Annotated in this window: 14 protein-coding genes and 2 pseudogenes; 6 read left to right on the top strand and 10 right to left on the bottom strand. The window is 56.7% G+C overall.

Annotation, left to right across the window (positions count from 1 at the left end; translation table 11 throughout):
• Window positions 1–51 precede the first annotated feature (51 nt).
• A complete protein-coding gene (locus JN524_RS02110; RefSeq protein WP_202368307.1) occupies window positions 52–1,197 on the top strand; it encodes a PQQ-dependent sugar dehydrogenase in 1,146 nt (381 codons plus the stop codon).
• Between the two features lie 146 nt (window positions 1,198–1,343).
• Here JN524_RS02110 and JN524_RS02105 read toward each other — a convergent pair whose 3' ends face one another.
• On the bottom strand, window positions 1,344–2,453 hold the full coding sequence (locus JN524_RS02105; RefSeq protein ID WP_202368306.1) for a peptidase C39 family protein: 1,110 nt from the start codon (window positions 2,451–2,453) through the stop codon (window positions 1,344–1,346).
• Window positions 2,454–2,545: 92 nt separating this feature from the next.
• Here JN524_RS02105 and JN524_RS02100 point away from each other — a divergent pair, with 92 nt between their 5' ends.
• Window positions 2,546–4,120, top strand: a complete 1,575-nt coding sequence (locus tag JN524_RS02100; RefSeq protein ID WP_237402915.1) for a RimK family protein — start codon at window positions 2,546–2,548, stop codon at window positions 4,118–4,120.
• Between the two features lie 7 nt (window positions 4,121–4,127).
• Window positions 4,128–5,051, top strand: a complete 924-nt coding sequence (locus JN524_RS02095) for a magnesium transporter CorA family protein (protein WP_202368305.1) — start codon at window positions 4,128–4,130, stop codon at window positions 5,049–5,051.
• A gap of 139 nt (window positions 5,052–5,190) precedes the next feature.
• Here the strand turns inward: JN524_RS02095 and JN524_RS02090 are convergent, their stop codons facing one another.
• Window positions 5,191–5,526 carry a DUF2834 domain-containing protein gene (locus JN524_RS02090; protein ID WP_202368304.1) on the bottom strand — a complete coding sequence of 112 codons (336 nt, stop codon included), beginning with the start codon at window positions 5,524–5,526 and terminating at the stop codon, window positions 5,191–5,193.
• 351 nt (window positions 5,527–5,877) lie between these two features.
• Here JN524_RS02090 and ilvA point away from each other — a divergent pair.
• Window positions 5,878–6,873, top strand: a pseudogene (gene ilvA, locus JN524_RS02085) (threonine ammonia-lyase, biosynthetic); the annotation flags it as partial.
• 30 nt (window positions 6,874–6,903) lie between these two features.
• On the opposite strand, the gene JN524_RS02080 reads toward ilvA, so the two are convergent.
• Window positions 6,904–7,209, bottom strand: coding sequence for an NIPSNAP family protein (locus JN524_RS02080; protein WP_003225174.1), 306 nt, complete (start codon window positions 7,207–7,209; stop codon window positions 6,904–6,906).
• Between the two features lie 22 nt (window positions 7,210–7,231).
• Window positions 7,232–7,717: a serine protease inhibitor ecotin gene (gene eco / locus JN524_RS02075; RefSeq protein WP_202368302.1), complete on the bottom strand. Its 486-nt coding sequence runs from the start codon at window positions 7,715–7,717 to the stop codon at window positions 7,232–7,234.
• A gap of 370 nt (window positions 7,718–8,087) precedes the next feature.
• Between eco and JN524_RS02070 the strand changes: the two genes are divergently transcribed.
• Window positions 8,088–8,357 (top strand): DUF1652 domain-containing protein, encoded by a 270-nt coding sequence (locus JN524_RS02070; protein WP_007964586.1) that lies wholly within the window; start codon window positions 8,088–8,090, stop codon window positions 8,355–8,357.
• Here the strand turns inward: JN524_RS02070 and JN524_RS02065 are convergent.
• Together JN524_RS02065 and JN524_RS02060 are read right to left on the bottom strand one after the other, a co-directional pair.
• Entirely contained in the window at window positions 8,354–8,752 is a 399-nt protein-coding gene (locus JN524_RS02065; protein WP_202368301.1) for a hypothetical protein, read from the bottom strand. The genes JN524_RS02070 and JN524_RS02065 overlap by 4 nt on opposite strands.
• A 90-nt stretch (window positions 8,753–8,842) precedes the next feature.
• On the bottom strand, window positions 8,843–9,112 hold the full coding sequence (locus JN524_RS02060; protein ID WP_202368300.1) for a DUF2790 domain-containing protein: 270 nt from the start codon (window positions 9,110–9,112) through the stop codon (window positions 8,843–8,845).
• Between the two features lie 489 nt (window positions 9,113–9,601).
• On the opposite strand from JN524_RS02060, the pseudogene JN524_RS27225 reads away from it, so the two are divergent.
• Window positions 9,602–9,899 (top strand): annotated as a pseudogene (locus JN524_RS27225) (hypothetical protein).
• Window positions 9,900–9,996: 97 nt separating this feature from the next.
• On the opposite strand, the gene JN524_RS02050 reads toward JN524_RS27225, so the two are convergent.
• Genes JN524_RS02050 through JN524_RS02035 form a run of 4 tightly spaced genes read right to left on the bottom strand, consistent with a single transcriptional unit; the run spans window position 9,997 to window position 17,466 of the window.
• Window positions 9,997–11,010, bottom strand: coding sequence for a tetratricopeptide repeat protein (locus JN524_RS02050; protein WP_237402914.1), 1,014 nt, complete (start codon window positions 11,008–11,010; stop codon window positions 9,997–9,999).
• Window positions 11,010–14,540, bottom strand: coding sequence for a LysM peptidoglycan-binding domain-containing protein (locus JN524_RS02045; RefSeq protein WP_237402913.1), 3,531 nt, complete (start codon window positions 14,538–14,540; stop codon window positions 11,010–11,012). The genes JN524_RS02050 and JN524_RS02045 overlap by 1 nt, the downstream gene beginning before the upstream one ends.
• A 29-nt stretch (window positions 14,541–14,569) precedes the next feature.
• On the bottom strand, window positions 14,570–15,427 hold the full coding sequence (locus JN524_RS02040; protein WP_202368297.1) for a DUF4123 domain-containing protein: 858 nt from the start codon (window positions 15,425–15,427) through the stop codon (window positions 14,570–14,572).
• On the bottom strand, window positions 15,418–17,466 hold the full coding sequence (locus JN524_RS02035) for a type VI secretion system Vgr family protein (RefSeq protein WP_202368296.1): 2,049 nt from the start codon (window positions 17,464–17,466) through the stop codon (window positions 15,418–15,420). The genes JN524_RS02040 and JN524_RS02035 overlap by 10 nt, the downstream gene beginning before the upstream one ends.
• Window positions 17,467–17,587: the final 121 nt, after the last annotated feature.

Below are 17,587 nucleotides of genomic sequence, written 5' to 3'. Positions count from 1 at the left end.
CGACGGGACTGCGTTCCTGTCAGCCTTTGAAATGAACAAAAGGAATCGTGCATGTTGCGTAAAACCCTTCTAGCCACGCTGTGCGCCGGCGCGCTGATCAGCGCTCCAGCTTTCGCCGCTGCCCCCCAAGAGCTGCAAAGCGAGCAGGGCACCCTTGAAGTCACCACGATTACTCAAGGCCTCCAGCACCCTTGGGCGCTGGCGTTTCTGCCGGATCGTCAGGGCATGCTGGTGACCGAGCGGCCGGGAACCCTGCGGCTGATTACAGCCGACGGCAAGCGTTCCGAGCCCATCAGTGGCGTGCCGAAGGTCTGGGCCAAGGGCCAGGGCGGTTTGCTCGACGTGGTGCTGTCGCCGGACTTCAAACAGGATCGACTGGTCTATCTGTCCTACGCCGAGGGCGGTGGCGCCGGGGACAAGGCTGGAACGGCGGTGGGGCGCGGCCGACTGTCAGACGACTTGAAGACGATCAGTGATTTCAAGGTGATCTTCCGTCAGGAGCCGAAACTCTCGACCGGCAACCACTTTGGCTCACGACTGGTGTTCGACCGCGACGGTTATCTGTTCATCACCCTGGGCGAAAACAACGACCGACCGACCGCACAGGATCTCGACAAGCTGCAGGGCAAGGTCGTGCGGATCTTCCCCGACGGCAAGGTGCCGGATGACAACCCGTTCGTGGGCCAGTCCGGCGTGCGTCCCGAGATCTGGTCCTACGGCCAGCGCAATCCGCAGGGCGCGGCGCTCAATCCATGGAACGGCACCATCTGGGAGAACGAACACGGCCCCCGTGGCGGCGATGAGGTCAACATCATCGAGCGCGGAAAAAACTATGGTTGGCCGCTGGCGACCCACGGCATCAATTATTCGCTGCAACCGATCCCGGAAGCCAAGGGCAAGAGTGTCGAGGGTGCGGTTGATCCACACCATGTCTGGGAGAAATCACCCGGTGTCAGCGGGATGGCGTTCTATGATGCTGACCGCTTCAAGCCTTGGCAGCAGAACCTGTTTATCGGCGCGCTGGTTAGTCAGGAGCTCATTCGTTTGCAGTTTGACGGGGACAAGGTGGTGCACGAGGAACGGCTGCTGGGTGAGCTGAAACAGCGGATTCGCGATGTGCGGCAGGGGCCGGATGGCTATCTGTACGTGCTGACGGATGAACAGGATGGTTCGTTGTACAAAATCGGTCTGAAATAACTTCACTTCAGACACTCAGTCTCAATTGTAGTGAGGGGACTTATCCCCGATGGCCTGTGCAGCAGGCCCTTAAAAATTCAGGAGGGCTCGCTTCGCGCGCCATCGGGGCGGTGCGACGTTTCGCTAAATCCCCTCACTACAACGGGTCAGCCAGAGATTTCATTCCGGGCATACAAAACCACCGCCGCCCGCAATTTGCCACGCCCAAACCGGCTCATCTTCTCAAACTCGCCATGGCTGACCGGCACGTGTTGGCAGTCCATCGGCTGACGATGCTGGCTGTGATCGACATCCGGATCGTGCAGATAAACGAAGTCTTCATCGCAGTCGGTCACCATGACCCAATGCGGTGATTTGGAGCGGGTCAGGCGATAGCTGCTGATCAGCACCAGAGGCTGTCCGCCAGCCTGTAACAACTTCGGCAAATCCAGGTGGGTGCCAATCTGCCGATCGATGTCGGTTTCGTGCATTTGCGCAGTGAACTCCTCGTGCACCAGGCGCATGACGTCTTTTTTATGCTCATCGCGCACGCCATCGAGAAACAACGGTCCGGCCATACTCAGTTGTAGACTCACCCGAAACCCCCGTCGCCAGGCCGCCAGTGCCAAGCCCTGGGGGCTGCAGCCACCATGGCCGGAAGTCATGAACACCGTGGTCGCTTCACGCCAGATCTGCAATTCCTCACGCCGCTCCAGCAAGCGCTCAGGTTGCAGCGCGCCCATGGCCATCAGCAGACAAGCCGGGCCACAGGTGAACTCAGTGGTTTGCGGGTAATAGGGCACCTTGATGTTGCGCGAATCACGGTGCTGAACAATGCGCTTTTCCAGACGCAACGCATCAGCGTGGTCTTCGTAGTAATCATGAATCAACGCAAAGCGTCGGTAGCCGTTGCGCTCGTAAAGCGCGATGGCGGTGAGGTTGTCGATACGCACTTCCAGGCGCAGGTATGCGCAGTCATGCTCGACGGCGCAGGCCTCGATACGTTGCAGCAACTGTTTGCCCAATCCGCTGCCGCGAGCTTCCCCGGCAATGGCGATCGAGTACAGGCGCGCCAGCGAGGTGCCGCGATGAAACAGCACCAGTGCGTAGCCGAGCAATCGACCGTCAAACTCGGCCACCAGCAATTGCGCGTGGGCGCGAGTGATCATCCATTGAAAGCTGCGGCTGGTGAGCCGGTCGGTGGTGAAACATTGTATTTCCAGGGCCAGCAGCGCTGGCAGATCTTCAACTACCGCCAAACGAAAAACAGCATTCATATGACCACCGTAAAAGTTGCGTAACGAAACGGGACTTTCGAAAAACTTCGTGCTTAATAGAAATGGTCTTGTTCTCCAACGGATCAATCTCTATGTCAGCGGTACAGGGTCATTGGCGCGAAGTATCCGAGCAAAGTTTGCCGGCGGCAACTTTTTTAAATCCAGCCATCAGAACTTCCAGTCAAGTGTTGATTATCGTCGAACGCAAGGAAGACTGGGCCTCGTACTTTCCCAGCGAGGACATCGTCACGGCTCAGGAGTACCTTGAGCAAACCCGTGACAACGAGCCGGGCAAGCGGGTGCAGGTGATCAATCTGTGCCGCAGCTACAAGTACCTGGGCCACGGTTACTACTGCTCGCTGCTGGCTGAGGCCCGCGGCCACAAAGTAATTCCATCGGTGCGCACGATCAGCGAACTGACGAAAAAATCGCTTTACGGTCTGGCACTGGACGACCTAGATAAAACCCTGGAAAAAGCCCTCAGTCATCACCTTTACAGCGATACCGAAGGTTTTACCCTGACACTTTACTTCGGCAAGACCCATATCGAGCCGCTGCAGGATCTGGCTCGACAGTTATTCGAAGTATTTCCGTGTCCGATCCTGTTAGTTGAGTTTCGTCGAACTAACGGTTGGCACATCGAAGGCATAAAGTCCGGCGCGCTGCACAAGTTGCGCGACGATCAGGAAGACCAGTTCGCCAATGCGCTGGACGGCTTCAGCCGTAAAGTCTGGCGGGCGCCACGCTCGCCACAAGTGGCGCGTTACGACCTGGCGATCCTGCACGATCCGCAGGAAGCCTTGCCGCCATCCAACGCCAAGGCACTGGAAAATTTCGTCCGGGTCGGCAAGCGCATGGGCATCGATGTCGAGCTGATCGAACGCAAGGATTACGCGCGGATCGCTGAGTACGACGGCTTGCTGATCCGCGAAACCACCAGCGTCGACAACCACACCTATCGCTTCGCGAAAAAAGCCGAAAGCGAAGGGCTGGTGGTCATGGATGATCCGACGTCGATCCTGCGCTGCACCAACAAGGTCTACCTGACCGACCTGCTCAACAGCCATCAATTGGGCATGCCCGCCACGGAAATTCTCTACAAGGAACGACCGGAAGACTTCGAACGGGTCGGCGAACGCCTCGGTTTTCCGCTGGTGCTGAAGATCCCCGACGGCTGTTTTTCTCGCGGAGTGATCAAGGTCGAAAGCCAGCAGGCGTTGCTCGAAGCCACCGCCGAACTGTTCGAGCACTCGGTGTTGCTGCTGGCTCAGGAGTTTTTCTATACCGAGTACGACTGGCGCATCGGCGTGCTCAACCGCAAACCGATCTTCGCCTGCCAATACTTCATGTCCAAGGGACACTGGCAAATCTACAACCACAAAGCCAAGGGCCAGGACATCAACGGCGAGTGCCGTACCCTGGCCGTTCACGAGGCGCCGCGAGCGGTGGTGGAACTGGCGGTCAAGACCGCCAACCTGATTGGCGATGGCCTCTACGGTGTGGACCTGAAACAGGCCGGCGACAAAGTGGTGGTGATTGAGGTCAACGATAACCCTAACCTCGACGCCGGCATTGAAGACGCCTACTTGCAGGACGATCTGTATTCACTGGTGCTGGAAGAGTTCGTGCGACGGCTGGAGCTCAAACGTCGCGGCCAGGCTTGGTGAAACGCCGATGATCAGCAGTTTCGCATTGAGTCATGGCGCACTGCAGCGGGTCGAGCGGCTGGACGCCGAGGTGATGTTGTTCAGCAATCCCGATGCGGCCGAGCGCGATTTGCTCCACAGCCACTACAAGGTCGACGAACACGCGTTGGCCTCGGCGCTGGACCCGGACGAAGTGTCGCGAATCGAGTTTCACCCCGATCACTTGTTCCTGATCTGGAAACGCCCGGAAAACTATTCCGGTGGTGGCAGCCTGGCGTTTGAAGTGTCGTCCTGTGGCCTGCTGTTTGCGCCCGGCCAACTGCTGGTGATCGCTACCGACGACACGCCGCTGCACGGCATCGGCACGCGCCAGCCGCTCAACGCGCCGCTGGATGTGTTGCTCGATTTGCTGTTCTACAACATCCACCATTACCTTGGCCATCTGAAGGTGATCAAACTGGTGGCCCGCGAGCTTCAACAGAAATTCAACGCCTCGATGCAGAACCAGCACCTGGTGCAGATGTTCAACCTCAGCGAAAGCCTGATCTATTACATCAATGCCCTGCACAGCAACGGCGCGGTGCTGACGCGGCTGCGCAATCATGCGGAAAAACAGCATTTCGGCAGCGAGGCGATCGGGCTGATCGACGACCTGATCATCGAAAATAACCAGTGCTACAAGCAGGCGGAGATCTACTCCACGGTGTTCTCCGGGCTGATCGATGCGCGTGGCAACTTGATGAATAACAGCATGAACAACCTGCTGCGCAAGCTGACGTTGATCAACGTGGTGTTTCTGCCGTTGAACCTGATTGCGAGCATTGGCGGGATGTCGGAATTCAGCATGATGACGGCGGGCACGCCTTGGTGGATTTCCTACCCGGCGTTTCTGCTGTTGATGATGTTGGGGGCAGGGGGGATGTTGTTTGGGTTGCGGCGGCTGGCCAAGTGATCTGTGGTGACTTGGCCTACGCCATCGCTGGCAAGCCAGCTCCCACAGTTTTTTTGGGGGGGCGCGAACCTTGCAGGCAACTCCAGTCTTTGTGGGAGCTGGCTTGCCAGCGATAGCTATTCAGCAGGAAAAATCAGGCTTAGCTCGCTTGAGTCGCCTCAGCAGACTTCCTCTGCTCCCGAACCCCACGCACCACCAGATACAGCAGCGGCCCAATCGACACAAACACCGCCGTCAGCAACAGATATGGCACCACGGACCAGACCGACATCCCCCGCGCTCGCGCATCCTTGACCATCCATACCCCGGCCAGCGTCGCCAGCAGATACAGATCAACCACCACCTGCGCCGTGTCCGGACGCGACATCAGGCTGAGGCCGAAGTCGATCAACGACTGTTCGGCCTGGAGCATCACCGATACGGTGTAGCCAGTAAACGCAATCAACGCAGTGAGGGGCAGGGCGACAGACATCATGCATTCCTTCCTTGGGGTGATGAGCAGAATCGCCAGCCTACCTTGGCGTCCGCAAATAAGCCATTGACTCGCCGGCCGCCGCCGGGCTAATTTCAGGCCCATGACTTCCACCGTATTGCGCTGCCAGCCAAGCATTATTACCGCCATTCCTCATTTGGCGGGCTAGCTCACGACTGCAGCACCCAACCCGCCCTAGAGGCGGGTTTTCATTTTCTGTCTCCAGGGTTTTAACAACGATGGCTCCCTGTAGGAGCTGCCGAAGGCTGCGATCTTTTGATCTTGCTTTGGATTTGAGAAATACAAAGTCAAAAGATCGCAGCCTCCGGCAGCTCCTACACAGAGCGCACGGAGATGACGATGAAATACAGCCCCGACCAGCAAGCCCTGCTTGAGCAGTACGTGAAAAAGATACTCGCCGCGCCGGTCTACGACATTGCCGTGCGTACGCCGTTGCAAGCGGCGCCGGCGCTGTCCGAGGCGCTGGGCAACCGGATCCTGCTCAAGCGCGAAGACCTGCAACCAACGTTCTCCTTCAAGATTCGTGGCGCCTACAACAAGCTGGTGCAATTGAGCGATGCGCAAAAGGCGCGCGGGGTGATCACCGCTTCGGCGGGCAATCATGCCCAAGGCGTAGCTCTGGCAGCGCGGGAACTGGGGATCGCGGCGACCATCGTCATGCCCTCGACCACGCCGGAACTCAAGGTGCTTGGGGTACGAAGCCGGGGTGCCGAGGCGCTGCTGCACGGCGAGAGTTTTCCGTTTGCCCTGGCCCATGCGCTGCAACTCGCCGAGCAGACCGGGCGCACCTTTGTCTCTCCATTCGACGACCCGGACGTGATCGCCGGCCAAGGCACGGTGGCCATGGAAATCCTCCGTCAGCATCAGGGGCCGCTGGATGCGATCTTCGTTCCGGTGGGCGGGGGCGGCCTGATCGCCGGCATCGCGGCTTACGTCAAATACCTGCGTCCGGAGGTGCGGATCATCGGTGTCGAATCGGAGCACTCGGCCTGCCTGAAGGCGGCGCTGCAAGCGGATGCGCGCGTTGTGTTGCCCAGTGTCGGAACGTTCGCCGATGGCGTGGCGGTGGCGCAGATCGGCGCTTATGGTTTTGAGGTGTGCCGGTTTTGCGTGGACGAGGTGGTCACTGTCAGCAATGACGAGCTGTGCGCGGCGATCAAGAATATCTACGACGATACCCGCTCGATCACCGAGCCTTCCGGGGCATTGGCGGTGGCCGGGATAAAGCAATACGTGGGACGCAGCGGTGTTCGCGGGCAGACCTTCGTCGCGATCGACTCCGGCGCGAATATCAACTTCGACAGCCTGCGCCACGTCGCCGAGCGCGCCGCGGTGTGCGGCGTCCCGGCGTGATACCGCTCAGGGCAGCAGTGGGCGCAGGAAACTGCGCTCGTAGCTGACGATGAATTTCTTCTGCACCAGTGATTCCACCAGCGCCGTGCTTTCCGGGTCGGTCAGCGCGATGTGCCGGTAGCTTTCGTAATCGGCCAGCGAAGGAAAGCTGAACAGGCAATAAGCGATGTTGCTCGCGCCCTCGGAGGGCAGAAAATAGCCGTGATGAGTACCGCCCAAGCGCTCGACGATGCCCAGCCAGGCCTTGGCGTAGGCCTCGAATTCGGTCAGTTGGTACGGATCGATCACGTATCGCACATGGCAGGTAATCACGGTTGGTGCTCCCTGTTTCAGATCATTCCACGATGGCGGTGCCGACCTTGTCCGAAGCCGACCAGATGCGATAGCGCACCTCGACATCTTTCGGCGCGTAAATCACCAGCGGCAGCTTGCTGTTATAGCGCAGCATGAAGCCGTCACCGACGACCGGAACAAACGCGCGTTTCTTCGCGGTGCCGGGTGGGCAGGCCATCATGGTACTCATCGGGCCAATGGCTTTTTCCAGACGGTAGAACGGATAGCCCCAGCCTTCGAGGTTTTTCTCGTCCAGAGCGCCGCCCAGGCGCTGGCGATTGCAGTCGACATCCAGGGTTTTGCCGGCGAGCACTTCAACCTGGAAGTTCTCCTCCTGATCCTGTTTGGGCAGGTAGATGACTTGGCGGGTGAAGCCGTTTTCCGCCTTGGGATACGGCGCGACGTCTTCGAGTTTGGCCGCGTGGGCGAGGGTAGACAGGCCAGCAACGAGCAGACCGATTGTCGCGCGAGCGCGTAAAGAACCCATGAAAGCCTCCTGGCGGGTGTAGGGTGGATGTCGGGCATTCTCACTGTCATCAGCGATGAATGCAAACCGGCGTCGACTTGCAAATTGCAGTGCTCAGGAGAGTCGATCTTGCATTTTGCAACTGGCCAACTGCTGGCCACCGCGCCAAGTGCTTGATTTCATGAGGGTCGAAATGACCCGATGAAAGGCACGTTTTATGCGTCGCTTTGGTGCAGCGCACCGGCTTCGGGCGCCTACACTCCAATGGGCATTTCGCAGTACAACCGTTTGCCGCACCAGGGAATCAGCGGGGACACACCCGTGAAGGGGCAGCAAAAGCGGTCAACGTGAAGAGTTGATTGGCAGTTTCATCAATAAGGAGAGGTTCACCATGTTTCTGTCTGCCTTGGAACTACGCAATATCATTGAAAGCAGTTTTCTGCCTAAACGTTGCCAGTGCACGCTGTCGCCAGACCTGTCGATGACCGTCAAGGTCTTCGGCGACCACCAGACTGACCAGGTTGATCTGCACGTCAGCGGTATCGACGCCAGCCATCTCAATGGCTGTCGCGAGATCAACGAACTGATTGCCGGCCTGCGCTCGGATCTGGCGCAACAAACCACGCCACAGCATTACAGTCCTCGCTCCAGAGCGCTTTAACTCACCGTTTCACCCAGTTCGACCGTCACGCGCCGGGCCTGCACAAAGCCAAGGCCCAGCGCGAACTCGACCAACACCGCGAGCAGAATCCCGGGGCCAGCATGGCCGTTCAGCCATTCGCCAAAACCCAGTACCGCCAGACCAAAACAACCGACGGTAAACCCGTTGCTCAGGGCATTGCGACCCAGCGACGGCGGTGCGCTGCGCACCAGATAAAACATCACCCCCAACGCCGCAAACAGCACCGCACTGCGCCGCGCTACAAAACCGGCAGCGAACGAATACTCAATGCTCCAGATCGCCAGCAACACCTGCGGGAAAAAGCCCCAAGCCAGCGCCAGCACGAAACACAACAAAGACGTGATGATCGACAACGTGCGAAACGACAACTGCATGGCGTGTCCTTGCGGCAGTGAGAAGTGACCCCGAGCATAACCCGCGAACCCTTCACCGCCTACCGCAAAGCCGCAAATCAGAGCCTTCTGTCAGTTCTGGAAGCTGCAGGCGTCAGACATTTTCCGGTAGGTGATTTCCGCCGGCTTGCCTGCATTGTCGATGTACTTCATGTCGGCGGTGATGACCTTGCACTGCTGAGTCTGTGGCTCGGTCAGGGAAATCACTTTGTTCACATGCAACGGCATGCCGTACTGATAGGGAACGGGCTGGGTAGCAGCGTTGGTGTCATTGGCCTGAGCCAGCCCGGCGAATGCGCTGCAGGCGAGGGCGGAGGTAAACAATAGCGTGCGAATGTTCATGAATCAGACTCCCGTGCGACGGAATGAGCGTTCGGCGCCATACGGCCGAACCTGCCGCACTCGGCGCCAGCCAGGGGCTGAGGTGTGCGGTTCAGTAAAGTCTTGGACTGCGGCGTTAAGCGATGGTTAACCTGGCTGAACGCCGGCTGTCTGGCAGAGGGAGGATTTCTTGGGGATGCGGTGCCGATTCCTACAAGGATGGATGCTTTGTCTGCTTCCGGCGGCGGGAACGGGGCGGTTATGGTTTGGCGTCGCTGCAAAATCAGCGATTCGGGTTTGGTCACCTGAGAATAATCGATTGCATATGTGCCATCATTTGCACCGCGGAGTTCTTTGACCGTGTAGTGCATTGCTGTGGTGGCCGTGTGCAGGACGCCTTCGGGCGAGCTGAGTTGATTGTTCTCGGTTGACCAAGCCTGTACACGGTCCGCCTCCCATCGTTTGGTCACGGTGCTGGCGGGTTACTTTCGAAACAATCGAGTAATCAATATGCCAATACTAAATCCGGTTCCAAACCGCTATCACCCGCTAAACAGCGGCGTCACCGACAGCGCGCCAATTGTCATCAACACCCTAGCCAACCCCCAAAGACATCCTCGAGTCCGCCGTCCAGCGCATCCGCGCCTGCAGCGACCTGCTCGAAACTCTGCATTGCATGTGCTTCCGGCATGGCGATGTTCAGGACATTCCACACATTACCCATGCGCTGTACCTGCTGGCGCAGGACGGCAATGATTTGCTGCAGGTGGCACAGCAGCAGATGCTGGATTGGAAGGCGCCGGCTTGATGTTGTAGCAAGAAGCGAATGAGTGAGGTTGAAGTAGAGTTCATACAACTCACTCTTTCCGTTATTTACGGCATTTCTTTCGCAGAAATAATTGATTTTAACGTCCCAGTTTGTCGGGGAAAAAGGAGAGGGGCGGGTGACTGTCTTTCCATTTTTTAGCGACTGCTTTTGAGCTTTCAATCTGTTCGGAAGTCATCTTCGCCCCAATCTCTTCAAGAGTATCCTGAACGAAATCCTGAATGGCACCACCCCCATCCAGCTCTTTGAGCAGGCTAATCAGTGCATAGCCCTTAACCAAATCCAAAGGGTAACCAACCTGATCAGGCGCATGAGCAAGGTAAGAGCCATAGCTGCTGATTGCTTTTTGATCCCCTGTTTCAGCCGCTACTTGAAGCCAATGACGGACGCCCTCGAGATCGTTGTTTTTATAAAGGATCTCAATGTAATCCATCATTGCTTTTGGATTCCCTCCCTCAGAAGCCGCTTTCAACCATCGGCTTACTGATGCTTCCCGCTTCCCGGGAAGAAGGAAAAACCCCTCACCTTGCCGATCACCGACGGCCATCCAATACTGCGCGAGTGCGTAGCCTGAGCTAGCCGATTTTTCTAACCAGGTACGATCGAAAGTTATTTCATACATCAAATACAAAGACTCAGGATCGCCTTTGCTTGCTCCCTTCATAGCTTGATCTTTTGCGTGGCTCAACCATTCGGCGCTTGATTTTTCGCTCGGGGGGCAGTTGTTCATTTTTTTGCAAAGATCATTGTTTTGGCGACCTAATTGAATCATCGCAAATATAGACCCATTGTTCGCAGCTTTTTCATACCATTGCTGTGCTTCGCTCGTCATGTAGCGATTCCGCTTTCGAAGAGCCTCTCCTAAGTAATATTGGGAATCTATATCGCCGGCCTTTGCGTCTTTTTCTAATTGTGGAATGGCAGCGTCGATTTTTAATTGGTTGTATAAGATGATTCCGCTAATTTTGTTGCGGTTACTCTGACTGTCTGGCGTGGAAGCAAATGCTGCAGTACTTACGCTCTGAGAGAAAATAACAGACCAGATGATTAGCGAGCGAAGCGCCTTATAAATACTCATATTTTCTGTGCTCATTAGAAATTTCTTAAAAATGGTGACGCTCCACTACTAGAGTAGTTTGGACGAGGAACGAAATTTTTCTGGCAATACTCTGAAAGGTTTGCGCCAAGCAGCCTTACGTGATTTTTGTAACGCTCTCTGGCACTGTTGCTTTGTTTGTCTAGTAAGTTTTGAACGCCTTCTGCCATGAAGCTATCTAGCGCAAATCGATTCTTGCAGTAATCTTGCTCTGAGTTAGCAGCTCTTACGCCGAATTCATTCATCGACATACACGCCATCTCAAACTGGCTTTGTGCTTTGTCAATAGTGTTGTTCTTCTGTGCGTTTTTAACAATCCAACCTAAAATCCGCTCGATGGCTTTCTGTTGAAGTGCATGAGCTTCCGATTGTGGATATGTCCGTTTTGAACCTTCGCTATTTACAGAGAACGCCTCAGGCGGGCTACTTAATGTTCTAAGTAGCGGGCCCAATGCGCTAGGGATTGCATTAATACACCAGTCCTCTAGCTCGCTCTGGTTGCCGTACTCAACAATCGCATCCGCAATTGGGCCACCCTTGCCACTACGAGTCAGCGCCTCATATAGGCTCATCACAACATCCCAACGCATCATGTACGCCATCGCCACGTTCAACCCGGCAGCACCCAATGCATTAAGCGCTGACGCATATTCACTCGCTTCAGGATCCATCCACTCGACCTTACTACCTTTAGTCTTGTGAAGTTCCTTACGGTACAAGTTGATGATATCAACCACCGCCTCATAACCAATCTCAAACTTAAAGCTGCCGTTAGCACCTGGGCCCAGCACTACCGCAGCCTTCAGATTGAGAATAAAGCGGCCCTTATCCACAGAAATCTGCGCCGTTCCCTGGAATCCTGCGCCCAGCGCAACGCCCACAGACCCACTCAGCTTGGCAAGGGTTAGCCATGGATTGGCTTTTTTCGCGTCTTTATCGCTGCCGATACCCATTGTTGGAGCGGTGCGCAGTGCGATCAGTTCTTTAGGTGGTGCCCAGTTCAGTGCGCCGGTGAGTTCGATGGCGGCTTGCAAGCCTCCGAAAACATTGAAAGTCGCTTTCGCTCCGTTTTCGATCTGGACATTGGCGGCACGCCCGGTCAGCACTTGGTCTGTGCTTTTGGTGCTGGCCACGGTTCCGGATTTGGACTTGTGTTCAAGATCGGGAGTAGGGCTGTTGTCGCCGCTGTCGGCCTTGGCTTTCTTGGCCGCATCGTGATCTGCACGTTCTTCTTTGGCTGATGCGTCTTCACGCTGTGCGCGTTTGACCGGGCTGAGGGAGGCGCCGTATTTGACGTTGCCGAGGATGGGGCTCAACTCGACAGTACCCGCCAGTAGCAGCGATGCCCCGGCGTACCCCCAAGCTTTCACACCAAAGTGAAAGGAGAACCGGCCGAAGCTCATTTTCTGCGGCACGCCGTCCAAAGAATAATCCAGCGTTATATCTTTAGCGCTCGTTTTGGCAGGCATGTCGATTTTCATCAACTGTACTTCGCCGCGTGCCAGGTCCAGGCTCAGACCTACGTTGGCCGACATCTGAAAGCCTTCGGCCGCGGACATTTTGGGGCCTTCCAGCTTTACTTCACCGTGAATGCTTGGCTGGGGAGGAGTCAGGCAGCGGACGAATTGCGCCTGAGGGCTGTTATCGAAGAGTCGGATTTTTCCGCGAACGCTTTTCCGGAAGACCAACTGCTGCAGGTGCTTGCCCCAACTGGTCAACGCTGCACTGTTCTCCAGTTCAGTGACGGTGTAGCCCTGTTTTTTCAAATAAGTGTAGAAATCGTTGGCTTTAAACCAGCCCTTTTCATCAAAACAGTCACCTACTTGGTCGCTGAACTTGACTGCGCCCTGCGCGAGGAGCCATTCGCGGAATGAGCTGGTTTCACTGTTTTTATCAGAATCTTCTGTCGCGTCGGTAGGTGGGCTTTTTACGACCTTTTTTAACGAGCCGCCTAAACTTTTTCCATCCTCCTTCAGGATTTTTTTAGCATCTTTCAGGTTTGTCATGCTGAACCAGCCCAAAGGCGTACCCTTGGCGTCCGAAAGGCTTACCTCTCGAAGAGGAAACCCGGGTTTAACCATGCGGTCGACGGGTTTAGGCTGGAACTCTTCTGGCTCCCAGATGAGATGACGCCCAGGCTTGGTTGCACTGACATTACTTTGGGCTGTTGCCTGAAGGTCGTCCTTGATTTTTTGCAGGCGATCCCACTCGGCTCGCTCCACGTCAACCAAGCCCGCAGGCGCTTGGGCATTTTGACCGGTCGCCTCGATCCAGCGTTTGTATTTTTCCTGAAGCTGAGCCGTGACTTCTGCCTGCTTCTTCTCTGTGTCCAGATACAACTTGAATTGCGCGATGCCCGATGGAAGGCCGTCACTGATAAGCGCGAACTCCGGAAGTGCGATACCGTACTCCGAAACTTTGATGATGGACTCAGTGTAAGCATGGTAATTCAGTGCGTCGGCGTTCTTGATCAGCGTGTAGACATACCCAGACATGTCCGCTGTACAGTCGCTCATACCGCTGCATATGCTTTCGTAACTTTTTTTCTGCTCAGCTAGCGCCTTTGCAACGTCTTCAAGGGGAACTTGTTTGAAGTCTTTATTGCTGAGTATTTTTTTTCGCGCTTCAAGATATGCTTGCACGCGCGCGCGGGCTTCAATTGCCTCCTTGGAGTACAGCGATCCACTTTCGTAGGAGTAGCCCTGAAGCTTCGCCGCTTTTATCGCTTCCTTTTTCAGCTCAAGCCACTCAGTCCGCCGTTTGTGGAAATCTACAAACTCTTTGCGAATATTTTGCTGGGTAGCTATGTCCGCATTCAAACGGTCAATGCGCGATTGTGCAGTGTCTTCCTGCGGAGGTTGCGCAGGTGCGGCTACCGGCTTGTTTCGATTGGCTTCGTTTTGTCTTTTCTTAGCGGTTGCGGGATCGATTTCGATCTCATCTCCCATCGCCTCGAACTCTTCCATACGCGTGCGCTGAGCGCCCGTGAGGAAATTGCTCAACTTTGGTTCGAGGAAGTATTGAAGTAGACCTGACTCCTGCAGCCCGTTGAGGCGTGCATCACGCGCCTTGTTTGGTGCGATCATTTTCTCCAGCGCGAACATCGACTCTTTGATGGCGGACTTTGCCCGCTCAGGGAGTAGCCAGAACTCTTGTTCCTCTGTCGCATAAATGGCGCTCGCAAAAGTCTTGGAGCAGGGTGGGGCGTGAGGCTTGAAGGTCTTTGAGGAACCATCGGGAGAGTCCTTGACCGGATCCAGCTCAACCAAGTCTTCCGCAGAGCACTGCGTTGCAGCATTCGGAGCCGTCTCGGCAGGCGCTTTAGGCGCAGCGGGTGTCGAAGCAGCGGGTGAAGCTGAGGCGGTTTGCGCGCTTTTAGGGACGCTCAGGTTCCATCCGACTTTGACGTTGTTCGGATCGGTGATGAATGGGTTGAGTTGGCGAAGTTGCGCCACGGTGCTGTTGTAGCGCGAGGCAATCTGGCTCAGGGTTTCGCCGGGCATGACGGCGTGATTCGTGATTTCCATGGTGATTCCGTTCTGTTGTCGCGTCGCCGTTAACGTTGGGCGACGGCGGCTGATTCCAGGAGCCGATCTACTTTGATAAACGACTCGTCCTTTGATTGCAGGATCGCCATGATCTCCGGCTGTGTTTCAAACAGTGGGCCGTTCACGGCATGTCCAAGCTTGAGCAGGTGATCACCTTCATAGATGTTGCTCTTGAGCAGCAGGTCGAGGTTATCGGCGATATCGTTCAGACGATCATCACTTGGCTCTTCAAAAGCTGTGTATTCCTCGTCTACCCAATACACCCAGCCGAGGCGAGCTTGAACTTGCGCGGCTGCCTCCGGAAGGTTGAATGGTGCTTTGTCACCTGGCCATGTCGATTCTTTGTTGGCTATCCAGGCCAACCATGGACCACGCTGCTCGCCGAAGTTCTTTGGCGCCGGGGAGTAAACGGCGCTCCAGCAACCCAGTAACTGGTCAAAGGTTTTACCGGCGGTGTAAGCCAATGCTGCCCACAGGCTCGGTTTGTGGAAGCTCAACAAACTCTGCCCGCCAGAACCGTCGTTGACTCTGAGGAGCCAGCGTGCGTGAGCCAGGGCTTTTTCCGGGTCAGGTGTTGAGATCGCAATTCCCGAAAAGTGTTCCTCACAAAGTTTTGTCGCTTCTGCAGCCAGTTTGCTGCCTCTGGAGGCGATCAACCACAACGGCCCCTCAGGAATTTCGGCGAAGTCAGTACCGAAGAACAGCCCTTGGGAAACAACGGGTTCACCTACTCGGTAGAGCCGACTCAAGGCTTGCGGCTGCAGGCCCTGATCGATGATGAAGCACAGCGATTCGCTGGCAGCGGGCAGATCCGAGAAGTTGTAGCGAGGCTCTGCCAGCAGAGCGCTCAGCGCTTTTACATGCATGTGCAATCCTTACGGCTGCAAGCGCCGTTACTCTGTTTGCCGCACAACGGTGTGATGCCTGATTCATTGAGACGAGCGGGGAGCGGTGCTTTGCCCGCCTTATCCGCATCCGCCACCTTCATCGGCCCTGGCAGCAACGGCGCGGCCGGCGTACCTACGCCCGGCGCACCGCCGGTATTGACCTTCACCTCGGCGCCGCTGATGGTCACGCCACCGGCGTCGACCTTGACGAAGCTGCCGCCGGCTTTGGCGGTCAGTTCCATTGCGCCTTCGACGACGACTTTCTGGCCGGCGTAGTAATGGATTTCGCTGCCGGCTTCGACGAATTGCGCCGTGCCCACTTTGAGGTGCTGGGTGACTGCGACGGTCAGGTGATCATCTGCGCGCATTTCACTGACGCGATTCAAATGGGTGATGCGGTGCTCTTCGACTTTGAATTCGCTGTAGGTGTTGGCCTCAACCGTGTCATGCCGCTCATTGCCCACGCGGATCTTCTGGTCGTGCTCGATGTTCTCGTCCCAATCGCGCTGGGCATGGATGTAGATCTGCTCGGCACCCTTTTTGTCTTCAATCCGAAACTCGTTGTAGCCCTTGCCGCCCGGGGAGCTGAGGGTTTTGAAGGTGCTGCGGGTCTTGTTTGCCGGCAGGTCGTAGGGGACGACGTTTTCTTTGTGGTACAGGCAGCCGGTGACGAGTGGCTGGTCGGGGTCGCCTTCGAGGAAGGTGACGAGGACTTCCATGCCGATGCGCGGGATGGCAATGCCGCCGTAGGCCGCGCCGGCCCAGCCGCTGGCGACGCGTAGCCAGCAGGTGGTTTTGTCGTCGGACTGGCCGTCGCGGTCCCAGTGGAACTGGACTTTGATGCGGCCGTACTGGTCGCAGTGGATCTCTTCGCCGGCCGGGCCGGTGACGATGGCGGTCTGGCTGCCGAGGACTTTGGGTTTCGGGTGTTCGAGGGCAGGGCGGTAGTGCGCGTCCCATGGGGTGGCGAGGAAGCTGTTGCGGTAGCCCTGGTGGAAATCGCTTTTGTTGTCGGTGACGTCGCTGGTGACGTTTTCACCGAGCACTTGCGGTTGTTTGCCTTCGTGGAAGACTTCCAGCAGCAGCCACAAGTCGTTCCATTCGCCGCGCGGGTGTTCGGCCAGGGTCAGGAAATGGCCGCTGGTCAGGGTCGGTTCGTCACCTTTGCCTTCGGCGAGTTTGTAGTCGCTGCGATGACGTTCAAGGGCGCGGGTCGAGAGGAATTTGCCGCGCTCGCGGGTGGTGAAGCGACCGGGGTAATCGTAGTCCTCAAGGTCCGGGGCGAACTCGGATTTGACCGCGCCTTCGGGCAGGATCTTCGGTTTTTCGAAGTCGTAGTCGCGGCGGCTGACGCGGGTGGTGCGGGTTTCCAGGCGCAGGTTGAAGCGTTTGATCACCGGTTTGTCGGCGCTCATGCCGGAGTCTTGCTGGTAGCTCACGGCCTTGAGTTTGCGAAACACCGTCTGGTCGTCGCCGAACACCAGTTTGTGCCCGCTGCTGCTGTGCTGGAAGTGGAAGTGAATGCCTTCCTCTTCGCACAGGCGCTGGATGAAGTGCAGGTCGGACTCGTCGTACTGCACGCAGTAATCGCGTTGCGGGTACTCGGCGTTGAGCTGGAAACTGTAGGCGTCGGCGAGGATGCCGCGATCTTCCAGCACCTGGGCGATGATCTTCGGCACCGTGAGGTTCTGGAAAATCTGCTGGTCATGGTTGTGCCGCAAATAGGCCAGTTGCGGCACCAGGCTGATGCTGTAGCGGGTCAGGGTCTTGCCGGAATCGCCTTGTTCGATGCGATACACCAGGCCATGGATCTGGCCTTCGCCGGTGGCGCCGAAGGTCAGGACGCCAGGCTTGTGCAGCAGCTCTTCGAGTTTCAGGTCGGGGCGGGCGCTGACCAGTTCGAGGTCAAAACGGAAAGGCTCGTTGAGGGCTTCGCGACCGGTGAAGCTGAGCACTTGCAGGTCGGCGGAGGCGCCTTCGAGCGTAAGGGTAATGTGGGTAGCGTTGGCGTCCAGCATGCCTTGAATTCCGTCCATTGAATAAGCAGGTGACGGATGATGGAGGATTAAACCGCCCCGTTCAAGGCGCAAATGCCGTAGGGACGGGGCCCGTGGGGTATAGGGAAAACCCCTATGCCGG

The sequence above is a fragment of the Pseudomonas sp. MWU318 genome (assembly GCF_016756945.1).
Lineage (GTDB): Bacteria > Pseudomonadota > Gammaproteobacteria > Pseudomonadales > Pseudomonadaceae > Aquipseudomonas > Aquipseudomonas putida_A.
Note: the sequence above shows the minus strand (reverse complement) of the source record. Positions and strands in the feature narration are given on the sequence as shown.

Excerpts from the sequence above, each read along its gene's own strand:
- JN524_RS02035 (WP_202368296.1), bottom strand. The coding sequence starts at position 17,466 with ATGCTGGACGCCAACGCTACCCACATTACCCTTACGCTCGAAGGCGCC.
- JN524_RS02040 (WP_202368297.1), bottom strand. The coding sequence starts at position 15,427 with ATGCATGTAAAAGCGCTGAGCGCTCTGCTGGCAGAGCCTCGCTACAAC.
- JN524_RS02090 (WP_202368304.1), bottom strand. The coding sequence starts at position 5,526 with ATGATGTCTGTCGCCCTGCCCCTCACTGCGTTGATTGCGTTTACTGGC.
- JN524_RS02095 (WP_202368305.1), top strand. The coding sequence starts at position 4,128 with ATGATCAGCAGTTTCGCATTGAGTCATGGCGCACTGCAGCGGGTCGAG.
- JN524_RS02110 (WP_202368307.1), top strand. The coding sequence starts at position 52 with ATGTTGCGTAAAACCCTTCTAGCCACGCTGTGCGCCGGCGCGCTGATC.
- JN524_RS02105 (WP_202368306.1), bottom strand. The coding sequence starts at position 2,453 with ATGAATGCTGTTTTTCGTTTGGCGGTAGTTGAAGATCTGCCAGCGCTG.
- JN524_RS02045 (WP_237402913.1), bottom strand. The coding sequence starts at position 14,540 with ATGGAAATCACGAATCACGCCGTCATGCCCGGCGAAACCCTGAGCCAG.
- eco (WP_202368302.1), bottom strand. The coding sequence starts at position 7,717 with ATGGGTTCTTTACGCGCTCGCGCGACAATCGGTCTGCTCGTTGCTGGC.
- JN524_RS02060 (WP_202368300.1), bottom strand. The coding sequence starts at position 9,112 with ATGAACATTCGCACGCTATTGTTTACCTCCGCCCTCGCCTGCAGCGCA.
- JN524_RS02100 (WP_237402915.1), top strand. The coding sequence starts at position 2,546 with ATGTCAGCGGTACAGGGTCATTGGCGCGAAGTATCCGAGCAAAGTTTG.
- JN524_RS02050 (WP_237402914.1), bottom strand. The coding sequence starts at position 11,010 with ATGAGCACAGAAAATATGAGTATTTATAAGGCGCTTCGCTCGCTAATC.
- JN524_RS02065 (WP_202368301.1), bottom strand. The coding sequence starts at position 8,752 with ATGCAGTTGTCGTTTCGCACGTTGTCGATCATCACGTCTTTGTTGTGT.
- JN524_RS02070 (WP_007964586.1), top strand. The coding sequence starts at position 8,088 with ATGTTTCTGTCTGCCTTGGAACTACGCAATATCATTGAAAGCAGTTTT.